Annotated in this window: 14 protein-coding genes; 8 read left to right on the top strand and 6 right to left on the bottom strand. The window is 63.1% G+C overall.

Going from position 1 to position 14,677, the window contains the following annotated elements; translation table 11 throughout:
- Positions 1 to 14: 14 nt before the first annotated feature.
- Complete coding sequence (locus tag GGI60_RS13920; RefSeq protein WP_183916631.1) at positions 15 to 617, bottom strand: TetR/AcrR family transcriptional regulator; 603 nt, start codon at positions 615 to 617, stop codon at positions 15 to 17.
- On the opposite strand from GGI60_RS13920, the gene GGI60_RS13915 reads away from it, so the two are divergent.
- Entirely contained in the window at positions 596 to 886 is a 291-nt protein-coding gene (locus GGI60_RS13915) for a hypothetical protein (protein WP_183916629.1), read from the top strand. The two genes, GGI60_RS13920 and GGI60_RS13915, sit on opposite strands and share 22 nt — an antisense overlap.
- 33 nt (positions 887 to 919) lie before the next feature.
- On the opposite strand, the gene GGI60_RS13910 is transcribed toward GGI60_RS13915, so the two are convergent.
- Genes GGI60_RS13910 through GGI60_RS13900 form a run of 3 tightly spaced genes read right to left on the bottom strand, consistent with a single transcriptional unit; the run spans position 920 to position 4,009 of the window.
- Entirely contained in the window at positions 920 to 2,020 is a 1,101-nt protein-coding gene (locus GGI60_RS13910) for a D-TA family PLP-dependent enzyme (RefSeq protein ID WP_183916627.1), read from the bottom strand.
- Entirely contained in the window at positions 2,021 to 3,496 is a 1,476-nt protein-coding gene (locus GGI60_RS13905; protein WP_183916626.1) for a M81 family metallopeptidase, read from the bottom strand.
- A gap of 30 nt (positions 3,497 to 3,526) precedes the next feature.
- Positions 3,527 to 4,009 (bottom strand): hypothetical protein, encoded by a 483-nt coding sequence (locus GGI60_RS13900; protein ID WP_183916624.1) that lies wholly within the window; start codon positions 4,007 to 4,009, stop codon positions 3,527 to 3,529.
- Between the two features lie 111 nt (positions 4,010 to 4,120).
- On the opposite strand from GGI60_RS13900, the gene GGI60_RS13895 reads away from it, so the two are divergent.
- The 5 genes from GGI60_RS13895 to GGI60_RS13875 all read left to right on the top strand — a co-directional run bounded on the left by GGI60_RS13895 (position 4,121) and on the right by GGI60_RS13875 (position 8,801).
- The gene (locus GGI60_RS13895) at positions 4,121 to 4,510 is read left to right on the top strand and encodes a RidA family protein (RefSeq protein WP_016736729.1); all 390 of its coding nucleotides are present in this window, start codon (positions 4,121 to 4,123) and stop codon (positions 4,508 to 4,510) included.
- Positions 4,511 to 4,532: 22 nt separating this feature from the next.
- Complete coding sequence (locus tag GGI60_RS13890) at positions 4,533 to 5,396, top strand: MurR/RpiR family transcriptional regulator (RefSeq protein ID WP_085861695.1); 864 nt, start codon at positions 4,533 to 4,535, stop codon at positions 5,394 to 5,396.
- A 25-nt stretch (positions 5,397 to 5,421) separates the two neighbouring features.
- A complete protein-coding gene (locus GGI60_RS13885; RefSeq protein WP_183916622.1) occupies positions 5,422 to 6,198 on the top strand; it encodes an SDR family oxidoreductase in 777 nt (258 codons plus the stop codon).
- A 101-nt stretch (positions 6,199 to 6,299) separates the two neighbouring features.
- Positions 6,300 to 7,523 carry an MFS transporter gene (locus tag GGI60_RS13880; protein WP_183916620.1) on the top strand — a complete coding sequence of 408 codons (1,224 nt, stop codon included), beginning with the start codon at positions 6,300 to 6,302 and terminating at the stop codon, positions 7,521 to 7,523.
- Positions 7,524 to 7,598: 75 nt separating this feature from the next.
- Positions 7,599 to 8,801, top strand: coding sequence for an ROK family transcriptional regulator (locus GGI60_RS13875; RefSeq protein ID WP_183916618.1), 1,203 nt, complete (start codon positions 7,599 to 7,601; stop codon positions 8,799 to 8,801).
- A 14-nt stretch (positions 8,802 to 8,815) separates the two neighbouring features.
- On the opposite strand, the gene GGI60_RS13870 is transcribed toward GGI60_RS13875, so the two are convergent.
- Complete coding sequence (locus tag GGI60_RS13870) at positions 8,816 to 9,730, bottom strand: DMT family transporter (RefSeq protein ID WP_183916616.1); 915 nt, start codon at positions 9,728 to 9,730, stop codon at positions 8,816 to 8,818.
- Between the two features lie 276 nt (positions 9,731 to 10,006).
- Between GGI60_RS13870 and GGI60_RS13865 the strand changes: the two genes are divergently transcribed.
- Complete coding sequence (locus GGI60_RS13865) at positions 10,007 to 10,744, top strand: helix-turn-helix domain-containing protein (RefSeq protein ID WP_096477741.1); 738 nt, start codon at positions 10,007 to 10,009, stop codon at positions 10,742 to 10,744.
- Between the two features lie 9 nt (positions 10,745 to 10,753).
- Here the strand turns inward: GGI60_RS13865 and GGI60_RS13860 are convergent, their stop codons facing one another.
- On the bottom strand, positions 10,754 to 12,775 hold the full coding sequence (locus tag GGI60_RS13860; protein WP_183916614.1) for a beta-N-acetylhexosaminidase: 2,022 nt from the start codon (positions 12,773 to 12,775) through the stop codon (positions 10,754 to 10,756).
- 297 nt (positions 12,776 to 13,072) lie between these two features.
- On the opposite strand from GGI60_RS13860, the gene GGI60_RS13855 reads away from it, so the two are divergent.
- On the top strand, positions 13,073 to 14,614 hold the full coding sequence (locus GGI60_RS13855) for a DHA2 family efflux MFS transporter permease subunit (protein WP_183916612.1): 1,542 nt from the start codon (positions 13,073 to 13,075) through the stop codon (positions 14,612 to 14,614).
- Positions 14,615 to 14,677 lie beyond the last annotated feature (63 nt).

Raw genomic sequence — 14,677 nt, 5'->3', positions numbered from 1 at the left:
GATTGCTTATTCGGTCACTGGGCGTCGGGCTTTGCGGCTTTCAAAATGACCTGCATTGCCCATGACGCCGCCTCTCCGGCCTCCTGACCGGTTAGGCCGGCGTAGTCTTTGAGGATTTCCCATGCCCCTGCGCTGTACAGGAGGTGGAAAAGAGCCTCGGCCCTCTTCCCGTTTTCTGAAGCCGGCTCCATCTCGGCGGCGTCAAAGCACTGCTTGAATGCCTTCCGGCGTGCCGCAATCCTACGCATACGCATTGCGTATCCCGCCGGAGTGTGAATGCTTGCGCGTATGACGCCCTGGTTTTTGTCGAACTGCTGAAACGTATCGATCGGCGCGTGAACGAGTTCGTCGAGCGTTGATGGCAAAGTCTGCGCGTTCATGCCTTCATTGATGAAAGTCCAGAATGCGTCGAACAAGGCTTCCTTCGTTGCGAAATGCCGGAAAACCGTCCGCCTCTCGACGCCTGCGGATTTGGCAACGTCATCCATCGAGATGTCGCCGAATGGATTGACGTTCAGGAGGTCAAGGGTTGCGCGCAGAATCCTCTCGCGCGTCTCGAGCGCCTGCTGCTCTCTCAGCGGAGAGGAATATTTTCGTGTATCAGCCGATCCTGACATTATGTCTCTCTTGGTGTATTCATGTCATTACGAGTGACATTATTTTGGATGCAGGTCAATGCTTTTCTCGCGGGCTCATGACGCCGCGCTTGCCAAGCGGTGTTTCCGCGGCTGATATCATTAAAAGTGATGGATTATTGCCAAGGCATCAGGGTGGCGCTCAAGGTCCGAGCCACGCCACAAAACCGATCATGGAAACTATTAGCCAGCGGGGCAACCAAGGCCCTGTTGGGAGCGAGCAATTCAACAATAAATGCCGCCTGGGGTGATCGGGGCCATTTCTCCCTCAATCGGAACCGACTCTACCAGACAAGCCCCCTGGCCGCGACCTCCTCAACGCGGGTCACGATGCCACCCCGATGAAACACCATCGTGTCAAACAGGTTGGAGACCACGCAGGTGTGGTTCGGGATGATGAAGAGCTTTTCGCCGATCTGCGGCCGCGGGCCGGTGCAGTTCGAAAGATCAATTACGCCGTGTTCTTCCGAGAGGCTGGTGATCCGCGCCTGGGGATAGCCGACGATCAGGCCGTAATCGCTGAAGCCCTGCAGATCCGAGGTCAGCGCCTTCGAGCCGGCGTCGATGACGGCGCGGTCGGCGGTCGGGCGGGAGACGACGGTCGCGAGCACATGCATGGCGCAATCGTCCTCGCTGCAATGGCCCATGCGCACCATCTGGCGGTCGTTGTAGATATAGGTGCCGGCGCGGTGTTCGGTGGCGGATGGGACGAGATGCGCTTCGAACAGGCTCGGCGTTCCGCCATTGCTGACGATCGGGCAGGTTATGCCGTCGGATTTCAGATGGTCCAGCGTCTCGGTGATGAAGGCTTCGATGGCGGCGGCCGCTTGCGGCTTCGGATAGGTGACGATGCCGCCGAAGGTGAGGCCGTCGGCGGCGGTGATGCGCCTGGCGAGCGAGGCCGCCTCGTCAGGCGTCTGCACGCCGCAGCGGCCGCCGCCGGTGTCGCATTCGACAAGCACGGTCAGCGGCTTGTGGCCGGAAAAATGTGCGGCGAGCCCGTCGACCGTCACCTCGCTATCGGCGACGACCTTGAGATCAGAAATGCGCTCGTTCAGCCTGGCCAGGCGCTCGAGCTTCTGCTGCCCCAGGATGTTGAAAGTGATGAGGATGTCGTTGAAGCCGGCTTCGGCGAAGACTTCCGCTTCCGTGACCTTCTGGCAGTTGATGCCCTTGGCGCCGGCGGCGACCTGGGCGACGGCGAGCGCCGGGATCTTGTGCGTCTTGATATGCGGGCGGAAGTTCAGCCCGTGCTCATCCATATAGGATTGGACGCGGGCGATGTTGGCGGCCAGCCGGTCTTCGTCGATCACGGGGCGCGGCGTCGAGAGATCGGCGATCCTATCTCCTGCCTTGGCGACGACGGCAAAGCTGCGATCAGGCATTCAGGCGGCTCCGCGGTTTAACCCATGTGGATCGGCGACGATCGGCCATATCGTCTTCGGCGCCCGCCGGTACGGCGTCGTCGCCGGATTATTGGGATAGGGCGTTCCGGCGGAGCAGTAAAGGATTTCCGCGGCGATCTTCGAAAAGGAGGCGAAGAAATGATTGGTGGATTTGATCACCAGGATCTTCTGCTTAGTCGGATCGATGCCCATCACCGAAAACAGGCTCGGATCGAAGCTCTGGGCGCGCGTCGAATTGAGGATGATATCGATGCCGTCGACCACGATATGGGCGGCATCGCCGAAGGGCGCCAGGCTCTCGCCGAACTGCATCTCGGCATTTTTCACCAGCCTGACGACTTTGACCGTGCCGTCGATCGGATTGCCGGTGCCCGGCGCCGATTTGGCGCCGAAGCGCAGCGGAATTTCCGCCCCCTCGCCCGCCGCAAAACAGATCTGCACCGCCATCGGATCCCAGATGGTGCCGATAACAGCACTGGTGACGCCGCGGGCCATCAGCTCGGCGAGGATGACGGTCGCATCGCCCGCCGTGCCGCCGCCCGGATTGTCCCAGACATCGGCAATGACGACGGGCCATGCGGTGGCGGCGATGGCGCGCGAGACCGCTTGCCTCTCGTCGATCTGCGGCACCATGAAGGTGCCGCGCTTGGAAAACAGTTCGAGGCCGAGGTCGCGCGCCAGAGCGGCGCCCTTCTCCGGCTTGTTGTCGGTGACGACGAGCAGCTTCGTTCCCATTTCGGGCACGTCTCCGACCATGAAGCCGTGGATCACCGAGATCGACAGGATCTCGGGGTCATCCTTCTCGATCCGCGTGATCTTGTCGACGAAGGAGCGCATGGGCTCGCGCGAGGTCGGGAAAACGTCGATCATCCGGCAGTCGAACACCGACATGCGGGGCTCGACCCGGCCTTCCAGCGTGTCGACGGCGATGCGCCAGAGATCCTCGGCGCGGTCGACGAAATCCGTGTGCGGAAATTCCTTGAAATAGACGGCGAAATTAAGCGCGGCGAGACGCTTTGCGGTGAGATGGCTGTGCGGGTCGAGTTCGGCGCAGATGAGGACATCGGAGCCGACAATGTCGCGCATGCGGGAGAGAAGATCGCCTTCGGTATCCTCATAGCCGGCTGCCACCATGGCGCCGTGCAGGCCCATGACGACGGCATCAACCGGCATGGCGGCGCGGAGCTGGTCGAGGATTTCGTCGCGCAGCTCCTCATAGGTTGCCCGGTTGACGAGGCCCGCCGGATCGGCCCAGGTGGCGGTGCCCTCGATCAACTCCCAGCCCTTTTCTCTGGCGACGCGCCGGCCGACGGTAATCGGCGCGGTGCAGAGCGTCGGTGTCTCGGGATGCTGGCCGGGCGGGGCATAAAGCGAGGCTTCGAATGCGCGACGATCGACGCAGATCGGGGAGAAGGTGTTGGTCTCGGTCGCCAGTGCTGCCGTGAATATGCGCAAGAAAGTGGCCTTCGTGTTGCAGGCCCCGCTTCACCCCATCGGGTTCGGCAGGTAGCCGGTGAAACCTGAGATCTTCCAGCGCCCCTCGTGCCGCCGGCAATAATAGAGCGTCTGCCATTGCAGGACATCGCGGGTGCCGTCGGCCTTGGTGATGCCGCCGTCGAATTTCTTGCGGACAAGCGCTGTCTCGCCTTCGATCTCGATATCTTCGAGCGTCGTCGTGGTGAAGATCGCCGTGCGCGGATCTTCCGCGAAGCTCTGCCCAGCGAAATCTCTCGCCTGCCTCAGCCACTCCTCGCGATAGGCGGCAAGCGTCGGGAAGGTGAGCCGCCACATGTCGGGGTTCGCCTCCTTGCGGCCGTCGATGCCGATGAAGCCCTCTTCGACGAAATCATCCACGACCATCGACCAGTCGGCGGCGAGAAACGCGTCGATATCGCGCGGAACGAGCATTTCCCAGATCGCCTGTCGGGCGCTGTCGGACGGGAAAGGGTTCTGAAAAGGATCGCGCATGTGTGCCCCGGATTGAAATTCTTTTCATAAATCGCGTTTTTCACTGGTCAAATTCTGCTTTCTATGGTCATTTGTCAACGTATCAAGAAAATAATTTGCAAGGACTCCAGCATGCCCATCAAGCGCTATGGCACGGTTCAAACGGGCGCCGGCGGCAAGACGCTGCCATTCGCCCGTGCGGTCGAAGCCGATGGCTGGCTCTATGTTTCCGGCCAGGTTGCGATGGAAGACGGCGAAATCATCGACGGCAACATCATCGCCCAGACCCATAAGACGATCGCCAATGTGCTGGAGATTCTCGAGGAGGCCGGCTACGGCGTCGAGCATGTCGTGCGCGTCGGCGTCTGGCTCGACGATCCGCGCGACTTCTGGACCTTCAACAAGATCTATCAGGAGTATTTCGGCGAGCATCCGCCCGCACGCGCCTGTGTGCAATCGTCGATGATGGTCGATTGCAAGGTTGAGATCGATTGCGTGGCCTATAAGAAGAAGGACGCATAGCGAAAAATCGGTGGGAGTCGGTTTGGATATCTTTTCGACATTGCAGGAAGATAAGAGCCGGCTTTCTCCTTCGGAGAACCGCATCGCCGAAATCATCGTCAATGATTTCGAGTTTGCGGTGAATGCCTCGATCATCGAGCTCGCCGAACGCGCCGAGGTTTCGCCGCCGACCGTTACCCGCTTCTGCCGCCGGCTCGGCTGCGAGAGCTTTTCCGATTTCAAGGTGCAGCTCGCCCGCACCGCCCATATCGGCGTGCGCTATCTGAAGCCGGAATCGAAAAGCACTGAACCGGCCGATGTCGCCCAGGATATCATCACCAAGGCGCAGAACGCGCTGTTTCTGCTGCACCGCTCGCTCGATCTGGCGGCGATCGAAGCGGCCGTTGCCCATATCGCCAAGGCCGACATGATCTATGCCTTCGGCTCGGGCGGCAATTCGTCGATGATTGCCGACGAGCTGCAGAACCGCCTCTTCCGTCTCGGGCTTCGCATCACCGCCAGCTCCGATCACAGCATGCAGCTGATGATGGCGGCGGCGGCCCGGCCGGGCGACGTGCTGATCGGTTCGTCCTTCTCCGGCCGCAATCTGGAGCTGGTGCGGGCCTTCGAGCTTGCCCGTCAGAACAAGGTGAAGACCATCGCGCTGACCCAGACGGACAGCCCGGTTGCCAAGGCCGCCGAAATTGTCGTGCCGATCGACCTTCCCGAGGGCAATAATATCTACCGTCCGACCTCGACGCGCATCGCCTATATCGCGACGGTCGATATTCTCTCGAGCCTGGTCGCCTATGCCGTTCAGCCGAAGGCGACGACCACGCTGCGGCGCATCAAGCAGCAGCTCGTCATCCACCGCGACGGCGACGACCGGCAATTGCTTGGAGACTGAAACCCATGAGCGGGAGTGCGGGAAAATGACCCAATCGGCAGCGATCGTCACGGGGGCGGCGGGTGATATCGGCGCGGCGATCGCCGCACGCTTGGCCGATGATCACGACGTCGTGCTGCTCGCCGATATCGATGCTGCTGCGGCGGCGGCCGTCGCTGCAAAACTCGGGCCGGCCAGCCGTTTCGTCGCCGTCGGCTGCGATGTGACCAGCGAGACGAGCATATCAGAACTGGCAAAACGCGCCGCCGATGCCGGGCTGGTTCGAACCCTCGTCAACAATGCCGGCGCGGCGCGGGCGACCAGCCTGCACGACACGACGCCGGAGATCTGGCGGGCCGACAATGCGCTGAATCTCGAGGCTGCCTTCTTATGCTTCCGCGCCTTCGAGCCGATGCTGAAGGCTTCGAAAGGCTCTGTCGTCAATATCGCCTCGGTCAACGGCATGAATGTCTTCGGGCATCCGGCCTATAGCGCCGCCAAGGCGGGGCTTCTGCATTTCACCCGGCTCGTCGCGGTGGAATACGGCAAGTTCGGCATCCGCTCGAATGCCGTCGCCCCCGGCACGGTGAAGACGCAGGCCTGGGAGGCACGCGCCGCCGCCAATCCCAATGTTTTCGACGAGGCGCGCCGCTGGTATCCGCTGCAGCGCGTCGTCGATCCTCGCGATGTCGCCAATGCCGTTGGCTTCCTGGCCGGTCCGCTCGCCGCCGCCATTACCGGGGTCTGCCTGCCCGTCGATTGCGGTCTCACGGCTGGCCAGGCCGAGCTGGCGCGAACCTTCTCCCAATCGGAGCATTATTGATCAGCCGCTCCGATCTCCGAGCCGACAAGACAGCATAGCCTGACCTTCAGGGCTGCCCGTTGCGGCCGAGCCTGCGAATTTCCCTGACGATTGATGATCCGATGAGTCGCTTCTTTCCCGACGTCTTCCGCAATCCGGCGATCCGCGCCAGCATGATTGCCATTTTCACCTTCGGCATGGCGGGGGCGATGACCACGCCCTATCGTTCAATCGTCGGCATTCGCGAACTGGGGCTGAGCGACGGGCTCTATTCCTTCCTCGCCTTTGCCTCGGCAGCGGTGAATGTGGTGATCAGCGTCCTGCTCGGCAATCTTGCCGACCGGCTCGGCGAATACCGTTCGGCAATGATGGGCGCCTGTCTGTTCGGCATCGTCGGCTACGGCATGGTCTATGCCTTTCCGAGCCCGGCGACCTTCATCGTCAGCGCGCTGCTGCCGCTGCCGATCTACGGGGCGCTGAACTCGCTGCTGTTTGCCAATGCGCGCGCGGCGATGCACGGCATGAGCCGCAGCAACATGATGACGGCCAACTCCGGCGTGCGCGCGATGATCTCGCTCTCCTGGGTGCTGATCCCCGGCATAACGGGTCTTGTCCTCTCCGGCGCGTCGAGCATGCTGCCGGCCTATCTCTTCGCCAGCCTCTCCTGTGTGCTCTGCCAGGGCATCATCCTCTTTGCTCTTCCGAAGCGCGCCGGAGCGATGATGGCGGAGGTTCGCCGTCTCACCTATTTCGAAGCGCTCCGCCAGGTGGTGTCGCCGCGGGTTTCGGCGCATATCGCAGGTATCGCCATGATCACCAGCACGCTGCATCTGAATGATGCGCTGCTGCCGTTGATCGCCACGGGCGCGGCGCATGGCCGGCTCAGCGATGTCGGCATTCTCGTCGGCATCGTCGCAGCGCTGGAGATCATCTTCATCATCGTCTGGTCGCGGATCGCCCGGAAGACCGGCCAGATGACGGCGCTGGCCGCCGGCACCATCATCTACGCGCTGTTTCTCGGCCTGCTCGGCTTTGCCTCCGCTCCATGGCATCTCTATGCGCTGACCCTGCTTGCCGGCATCGGTGCTGCGGCGATCATCAGCATTCCGATCACCTACCTGCAGGATCTCATTGGCGACCGGGCGGGGCTCGGCAGCGCGCTGATCTCCGTCAATGTCTTTGTGAGTGCGGGCATCGGTGCGCTGGTCTTCGCCGCCGGCACCTGGGCGACCGGCTATTCCGGAACCGCCATTCTGAGCGCAGTCACCGGCCTGTCTGGGATCACGATCCTCGGCCTGCTGCAGCGGCGCAATGCCGTTGCGCCCGCCGACGCCGAGGTTCAATAGGGGGCACGAAGAATGTGGCTTTCATCGCCACCCGTCTTGTGACAAGGGTGGTGAGGCTTATCCTTTGAAGGCGACATGAAGGCGATTTCCGGCACGAATCTCGAGCAGGCCAAGTCTCACAATCGGCGCGTGGTAATCGAGTTGATCCGCACGCACGGTTCTCTGTCGCGAGCGTCGATCGCCCGCATGACGGCGCTGACGCCGCAGACGGTGTCGAATATCGTCGAGGAGCTGGAGAGGTCGCATCTGCTCGTCGCCGCCGAGGCGCAGAAGCTGGCGCGCGGCCAGCCGATCATTCCCTATTCCATCAATCCGGCCGGCGCCTATTCGATCGGCCTCGAGCTTGGCCACCAGCGGGCGAGCGGCGTGCTGACCGATCTCTCCGGCGCCGTCTGCGCGCGCGTCGAGCGCCAGGTCGAGCACCCGGATCCGCAGAGGGCGATGCCGCTCCTCCAGTCGACCGTCGAACATCTCAAACAAGCCTTCGCCTTCGACCAGGAGCGGCTGCTCGGCGTCGGCATCGCCTTGCCCGGTCGCTATGCCGAGGGCGGTACCACATCCCTCAGCCCCCAGAGCCTGCCCGGCTGGCAGGGTTTTCCCGTCGGCCCCGAGCTGGAACAGCGGCTCAACGTGCCGGTGCTGGTCGAGAACGATGCGACGGCGGCAGCGATCGGCGAGCGCCTTCATGGTGTCGCCCGCGGTCTGGCCAGCTTCATCTATCTGTTTTTGGCCGGCGGCGGCGGCATCGGCGCCGGCATGTTTCTCGACGGCCATCTCTACAAGGGCAGCCGCAACAATGCCGGCGAGATCGGCCACGTCATCGTCGAACCGAATGGCAGGATCTGCAGCTGCGGCAAACGCGGCTGCCTGGATCGCTACATTTCGGCGTCGGTCGCCTATCAATCCATGGGCATTGCCAACGTAGGGGAGCTTTCGCCGGACGAACTCGATGCGGTGATCGCCAGAGGCGGCGGAGGTCTGGACACCTGGCTCGACCAGGCCATCCAGCCGCTGCGGCAGATCCTCGATTTCCTCGAGCTCGCCTTCGATCCTGAGACCATCGTGCTCGGCGGCAGCCTGCCGACATCGCTGATGCGCCGGCTTGCCGAACGGCTGGAGCCGCTGCACGATCCGATCGATCCCGGCCGGCAGCGGACGGTGCCGCGTGTGATGTTCGGCATGACCGGCAAGGACACGGCCATCCTCGGCGCCGCCGCCCTGCCGATCTTTTCCGAAACCAATCCACGCTTCGACGTGCTGCAGAAGCCGGTCGGCTAGCTCTCGCCCGTCCGTCAGCCGCGTGCCGGCAGGCTCGCATCGGGTTGCGGCGACCGCCGCGCGAGAGGGCGCGCAAAGATGATCACGTTCCCGAGCAGCGTCAGCGCCAGGCCGATCAGGCCGAGACCGCTCCAGTGATAGCCCTCGAAGACCGTCGACAGCGACAGGGCGACGATCGGGAACAGCACGGTGGCATAGGCCGCGCGTGAGGAGCCGATGCGCGACACCAGCATGAGATAGGTGGTGAAACCGATCACCGATCCGATGGTAGAGAGATAGAGCAACGCGGCAAGATAGGTGACGCCTGATGGTGCCACGATCGGCGTCCGCGTCACGGCAATCAGCACGAGGAGGATGATCGCGCCATAGGTCATGCCCCATGCATTGGCGGTCAGCGGTGAGATGCCGGCCGCGCTGTTGCGGCGCGATGCCATATTGCCGAGCGAGAAGAACAGCGTGCCGAGCGCTGCAAGCCCGATCCCTTTCAGCGTGCCCATGTCGAAATCGACGACAACCTCATCTCCGAACAGCAGCAGAAGGCCGGTTGCGCCGAGCGCCGCTGCGAAGAGCGTGCGGCCGGTAATGCGGTCGCCGAAGAAGAGGCGCGCATTGACGGCGTTGTAGATCGTTGCGAGCGAGAAGATCACAGAGATCAGCCCTGAAGGAACAAAGGCGGCAGCGTTGTAGAAACAGATGAAATTGAGGCTGAACAGGCAGAGCGCTTGGGCCAGGATGAAGGGTTGATCGCGCAAGGCAGGGACCTTGAGCCGGCGCATGGCAGCCAGGATGGCGACGAGGATCACGGCGGCGAGCGCAAATCGATAAAAGACCGAGACCAGGACCGGCACGGGACCGACCTGCATCGCAATGGCGATCCAGGTCGTCCCCCATATCAGGACGGTCGCGATGAAAAGAACGACATTTGCCATGGAGTAATCCTTGTTTTCTCCACCAATAGGCAAACCGTGAACGGGTCTCTTGCAGATTCTTGCTATGAAATCGATGTGCCCGGACTTCCCCCTCGCCATGTCAGGCGTCTCTCCGTATTGTTCTGAACGCATGGCCAGCTGTGGGAAAGATGAGTGAAAGATAGCCGCCTCTCGGTTTTCAGGTTTTTGTCCGCCTCTCCCACTGCGCGGATGTCACAGTCGATCGATCTGGGTTTCGGGCGATCGGCTGCCATCTGGAGCAATGCGCATGACAGGATGAGCTATCAGCGGCCGGACGGTCATACGTTCAGTCTTTATCTCAGCGGCGGCGCCGGAACGCGTCGGCTGGATGGCCCCGACGCGCGCGGCCGTCCCGGTGTGCTGTGCATCATGCCGCAGGGGCACTCGTCGGAATGGGAAATCACCGACTTCTTCGAATTCGTCCATCTGTATGTTCCCGACGATCAGATGCGGCGGATGTTTGCCGAGACCTTCGACCGCGATGCGCGGCTCATGGCTCTTCCCGAAGTGACCTTTGCCGATGCCCCCGCCTTGGCGCTGAGGCTTCGGCAGATGACGGAAGCGATATTGGCGGGCGGGCATCTGCTCGCCGAAGAAGCGATGACGCAGGCGATCCACGATCTCTTCGTTGATCCGCGTTATGGAGGCATGCGTGCCCGCGCGATCAGCGGCGGACTCGCGCCGCATGTGCGGCGCCGAACCCTCGACTATATCGAGGCCCATCTTGGCGAGACGATCCGCCTGCAGGATCTGGCTGATATCGGGCAGCTCAGCGCCTTTCATTTTCAGCGGATGTTCCGGGCAAGCTTTGGCGTGTCGCCCCACGGCTGGGTGGCGCACCGGCGTGTCGAGCGCGCCAAATCGATGCTATCGGGCATGGAGCCGATCGCGCAGATCGCTTCGGCCTGCGGCTTCAGCAGCCAGAGCCACCTGACCCGGGCCTTCAAGCTGGGCACCGGTCTCACGCCCTCTGCCTACCGGCAGCGGCAGTGAAGGCCGGCCTTACGATTGTTGCAGCCCGTAAAGCAGCGGCATCAGCCCTGCGAGTGCCTTGAAGCGGTCCCAAGACTTGGCGGACGGCTTCGTCCAGCCTGTTTCGGCAAGCCCGGAGATGCGCGGGAAAACCAGGCGGTCGAAGACGGCGCGGTCCGTCATCGGTTCCGACCAGATGCAGGCCTGGATGCCGAGCAGCTTCTGTTTCTGGCCCGCCGTCCAGCCACCGAGCGGATCGAACTTATAGAGCTTTTCCGCATCGGAATTCCCCGCCCAGCTGGCGCCCGGTTCGTCCCAATCGGGCCTCAGCGCCATGTCGAGGTAGTAGACCTGGCCGGGGCAGACGACCATTTGATAGCCGCGTTCGGCGAGCTCGGCCGAGACCTCGACATTGCGCCAGCTGCAGAGATAGCTCTTCTCCTTGTCGATGACGTCGCCATGCGCCGCCTCTTCCCAGCCGCCGGTGATGCAGCCCTTGCTTGCCAGGAAACGCTGCACGCGCTCCAGGAACTCCGCCTGCAGGATCGCCGCGCCCGAGCCGTGGATATCGTCGGCGCCGTGCGTGTTGGTGACGACGTTCAGCCGCTTGGCATGCGCATCGGCAACCGCGTCGCCGGCGACATCCCGCAGGCGCGCGAGTGCTGCCGGCGACCCGGACCACGCGCCGAGCGGCACCTCGTCGGCGCCGAGATGGATAACCTTGAACGGAAAGAGCTCGATCAGTTCGGCAAGGATCGTCTCGACGATCTCGTAGGTCTGCTCGCGCGCCGGATTGATGCAATTGTCGGGAAAGCCCTGGACCGAGTAATAGCTGCCCTTCTCGGCCGGATCGCGCAGCTCCGGGATCGCCTGCTGCATGGCGTAGCAATGGCCGGGCATGTCGATCTCGGGCACAATCTCGATGCCGAAGCTCTTCGCATGGGCGACGATCTCGCGGATGACTGACTTGGTGTAGTAGCCGCCGGTTCGGGTCGGGCTCGATCCCAGCAGCGGCGGCACGGCAAGCCCGTGGCCGCGCCAGGCGCCGATCTCGGTCAGGGCGGGATAGGCGTCGATCTCGACGCGCCAGGCCTCGTCGTCGGAAAGGTGCCAGTGGAAGCGGTTGAGCTTGTTCCAGGCGAGCACTGCCAGCAGCTTCTTGACCTCGGCGGCGCCATAAAACTGGCGGGCGACGTCGAGGTGCAGGCCGCGCCAGCCCATCGCCGGCTCGTCGACGATCTCGCCGGCCCCGGGAAACTGGAAGACGCCGGGATGCAGCCTGGCGCCGCGCCAGATCTGGCCGAGTGTGACGAGGCCGTAGAGGAAGCCGGTGCGGCTGCTCGCCTCGACCGTCAGGGTCTCCTCGTCGAAGCTCAGCCGATAGGCTTCGGGGCCGAAGCCGGCGGCATCCTTCAGGATGACCGGCACTGCGCCTTCCGCCTCGCTGCGCACGATGCCTTCGACGGCGAAGAGATGGTCGACCAGCGCCGCGAAGCCTTTCGCCGCCGCCTCCCCTTCGGCGCTCTGCGCCTGCGGGGCAAAACCGGCCGGCAGCGGACGGCGGGAGGAGACCGCGACATGGTTCGGCCAGGGGATGACCGATATCTGAACGGGTGCGTTGACCGGAACGGGATAGATCTCGGCGCCGCGCTTCAGGGCTGCGTTGCTAACCGAAGAGCGCGTCGGCTCGATGCCGAGCACAATGGTGCTGCCATCGGAAAGCGCAAGATAGGCGCTTGTCGCGCCATCCGTCCAGTGGCGGAACTGCCAGCTCAGCGCAAAGACGGACACTGTCCAGGTTTCGCCCGCGCCGAGAACGAAACCAGCCGGTGGCTGGAATTCGGTGAAATTGGAGAGCCGCTTCGAGACCGTCGCCCCTTCGACGCGCCCGGCCGGATCGACGCGGCCGGGGCCGCTGACGCAGAGGGAAAAATTCGAAAGCGACGCGCTGCCGAGGTTTTTGAGGCGCAGGACGTAGGAGAATTCCTTGCCGTCGGCGGGCGGGTTCCAAAGGGTTTCAAGCCGCAGGGCGTTCGGTCGCGGTGTCGACATGGGACTCTTCCTTAAGGAAAAACAGGCTTTTGAGCACTCCGGCGCGGGCGCCGGGATTGGCATGGCAGTGAAGTCAATCAAATTGATTTAATATTGATAGTCGGATTTTTGCCGGGGTCAATCGACGAGGCGGATTTTCTGTGGTGCCTCCGGGCCAAGCCGCGTGCCCGCGGGCCAGCCCCTGCCGCTCCCTCGGTTCTGCGGGTTGTGCCAAGATACTCAATCTGCCGATTGACAGCTCGATTGTTTCGATCGCAAACATGACAGCTTGGATGCCGCGGCCGGTGGGATCGTCGCATGTCGGTTGAAGTTGAAGCTGCTCGTCCGGATCGAACGCCCGCCATCGTCTGGCTCGGCTTCCTGGCGATGTGCGTCGGCATGTTCATGGCCATCCTCGACGTCCAGGTGGTGGCGACGTCGCTGCCGACCATCCAGTCGGCGCTCGAGATCGATCCGGATCAGATGAGCTGGATACAGACGGCCTATCTCATCGCCGAAGTGATCGCGATCCCGCTCACCGGGCTCTTGATGCGGCTCCTGACGATGCGATGGCTGTTCGTTGCCGCCATCACCCTGTTCGTGATTGCCTCGGCCGGCTGCGCCGCCAGCGGCAGTTTTGGCACGCTGGTCGCCTGGCGGGTGCTGCAGGGTTTTTCCGGGGGGACGCTGATCCCCTCAGTGTTTTCGGCCGTGTTCATCCTGTTCCCGAACAAGCGGCAGGCGCTTGCGACGACGATCGCCGGCGTGCTGGCGGTGCTGGCGCCGACCATCGGGCCGATCGTCGGCGGATGGCTGACCGAAACCTATTCCTGGCACTGGCTGTTCCTGATCAACATCCTTCCGGGCATAGCCTCGGCAGTGCTGGCGGCCCGCTTTCTGCCGCGGCAGGCGGCCGACCCGTCCGAACTCCGGCATCTCGACGCCGTGTCGCTTGTCCTGATGGCGACGGCGTTGACGAGCCTGGAACTCAGCCTGAAAGAGGCGCCGACCAGCGGCTGGGCTTCGGCCTATGTGCTGAGCCTGCTGGCGGTCTGTCTTGTATCGGGAAGCGCCTTCATCGGCCGGACGCTGCGCCGGCGCCGGCCTATCGTCGATCTCGGCAATTTCGCCGATCGCAACTTTCTCGTCGGCTCCGTCCTGAGTTTCGTGCTTGGCATCGGCCTTTTCGGCTCGGTCTACCTCATGCCGGTCTTTCTCGCTTTCGTCAGGGGCCACGGTGCGCTCGAAATCGGCATGACGATGCTGGTCACCGGCATTGCGCAGCTGATCACCGCGCCGGTCGCCGTCGCGCTGGAGAAGCGCATGGATGCGCGGCTGCTCTCGGCTGTCGGTTTCGCCATGTTTGCGATCGGGGTCGGCATGAGCGCCTTTCAGGACCCGCGTTCGGACTACGACGCGATGTTCTGGCCGCAGGTCGTGCGCGGCGTCGCCATCATGTTCTGCCTGCTGCCGCCGACGCGGCTGGCGCTCGGCACGCTGCCGGCCGATCGCATTCCCGATGCCAGCGGGCTTTTCAATCTGATGCGCAATCTCGGCGGCGCGATCGGCATCGCCCTGATCGACACCATCATCTACACGCGCTCGGAACCGCTGGGACAAGGTCTGTGGGCGCGCCTTCAGGCCGGCGACATCGGCGCGGCAGCTTTCGTCGGCGCACCGCTTCAGGCCATATCGGGACATAATGGCAGTTTCGATGCCGATACCACCGCGTTGCTCGATCCGCTGATCCAGGCCGCGGCAATCGTTCAGGCCATCAACGAAGCCTGGATGGTCGTCGCCATCCTGACCGGCTGCGCCCTGTTGTGCGTACCCTTCGCCAGACGGCCGGCGCCTGGGTGAAGACCGCCACGATTGCTTGTCGATCTGCCGATCACCGGTAAGATTTCTCTCAATCTTTTTGCG

It is taken from the genome of Rhizobium lentis, assembly GCF_014200175.1.
Classification (GTDB): domain Bacteria; phylum Pseudomonadota; class Alphaproteobacteria; order Rhizobiales; family Rhizobiaceae; genus Rhizobium; species Rhizobium mulingense.
Note: the sequence above shows the minus strand (reverse complement) of the source record. Positions and strands in the feature narration are given on the sequence as shown.

Excerpts from the sequence above, each read along its gene's own strand:
- GGI60_RS13865 (WP_096477741.1), top strand. The coding sequence starts at position 10,007 with ATGAGCTATCAGCGGCCGGACGGTCATACGTTCAGTCTTTATCTCAGC.
- GGI60_RS13875 (WP_183916618.1), top strand. The coding sequence starts at position 7,599 with ATGAAGGCGATTTCCGGCACGAATCTCGAGCAGGCCAAGTCTCACAAT.
- GGI60_RS13870 (WP_183916616.1), bottom strand. The coding sequence starts at position 9,730 with ATGGCAAATGTCGTTCTTTTCATCGCGACCGTCCTGATATGGGGGACG.
- GGI60_RS13900 (WP_183916624.1), bottom strand. The coding sequence starts at position 4,009 with ATGCGCGATCCTTTTCAGAACCCTTTCCCGTCCGACAGCGCCCGACAG.
- GGI60_RS13880 (WP_183916620.1), top strand. The coding sequence starts at position 6,300 with ATGAGTCGCTTCTTTCCCGACGTCTTCCGCAATCCGGCGATCCGCGCC.
- GGI60_RS13920 (WP_183916631.1), bottom strand. The coding sequence starts at position 617 with ATGTCAGGATCGGCTGATACACGAAAATATTCCTCTCCGCTGAGAGAG.
- GGI60_RS13910 (WP_183916627.1), bottom strand. The coding sequence starts at position 2,020 with ATGCCTGATCGCAGCTTTGCCGTCGTCGCCAAGGCAGGAGATAGGATC.
- GGI60_RS13855 (WP_183916612.1), top strand. The coding sequence starts at position 13,073 with ATGTCGGTTGAAGTTGAAGCTGCTCGTCCGGATCGAACGCCCGCCATC.
- GGI60_RS13885 (WP_183916622.1), top strand. The coding sequence starts at position 5,422 with ATGACCCAATCGGCAGCGATCGTCACGGGGGCGGCGGGTGATATCGGC.
- GGI60_RS13895 (WP_016736729.1), top strand. The coding sequence starts at position 4,121 with ATGCCCATCAAGCGCTATGGCACGGTTCAAACGGGCGCCGGCGGCAAG.
- GGI60_RS13860 (WP_183916614.1), bottom strand. The coding sequence starts at position 12,775 with ATGTCGACACCGCGACCGAACGCCCTGCGGCTTGAAACCCTTTGGAAC.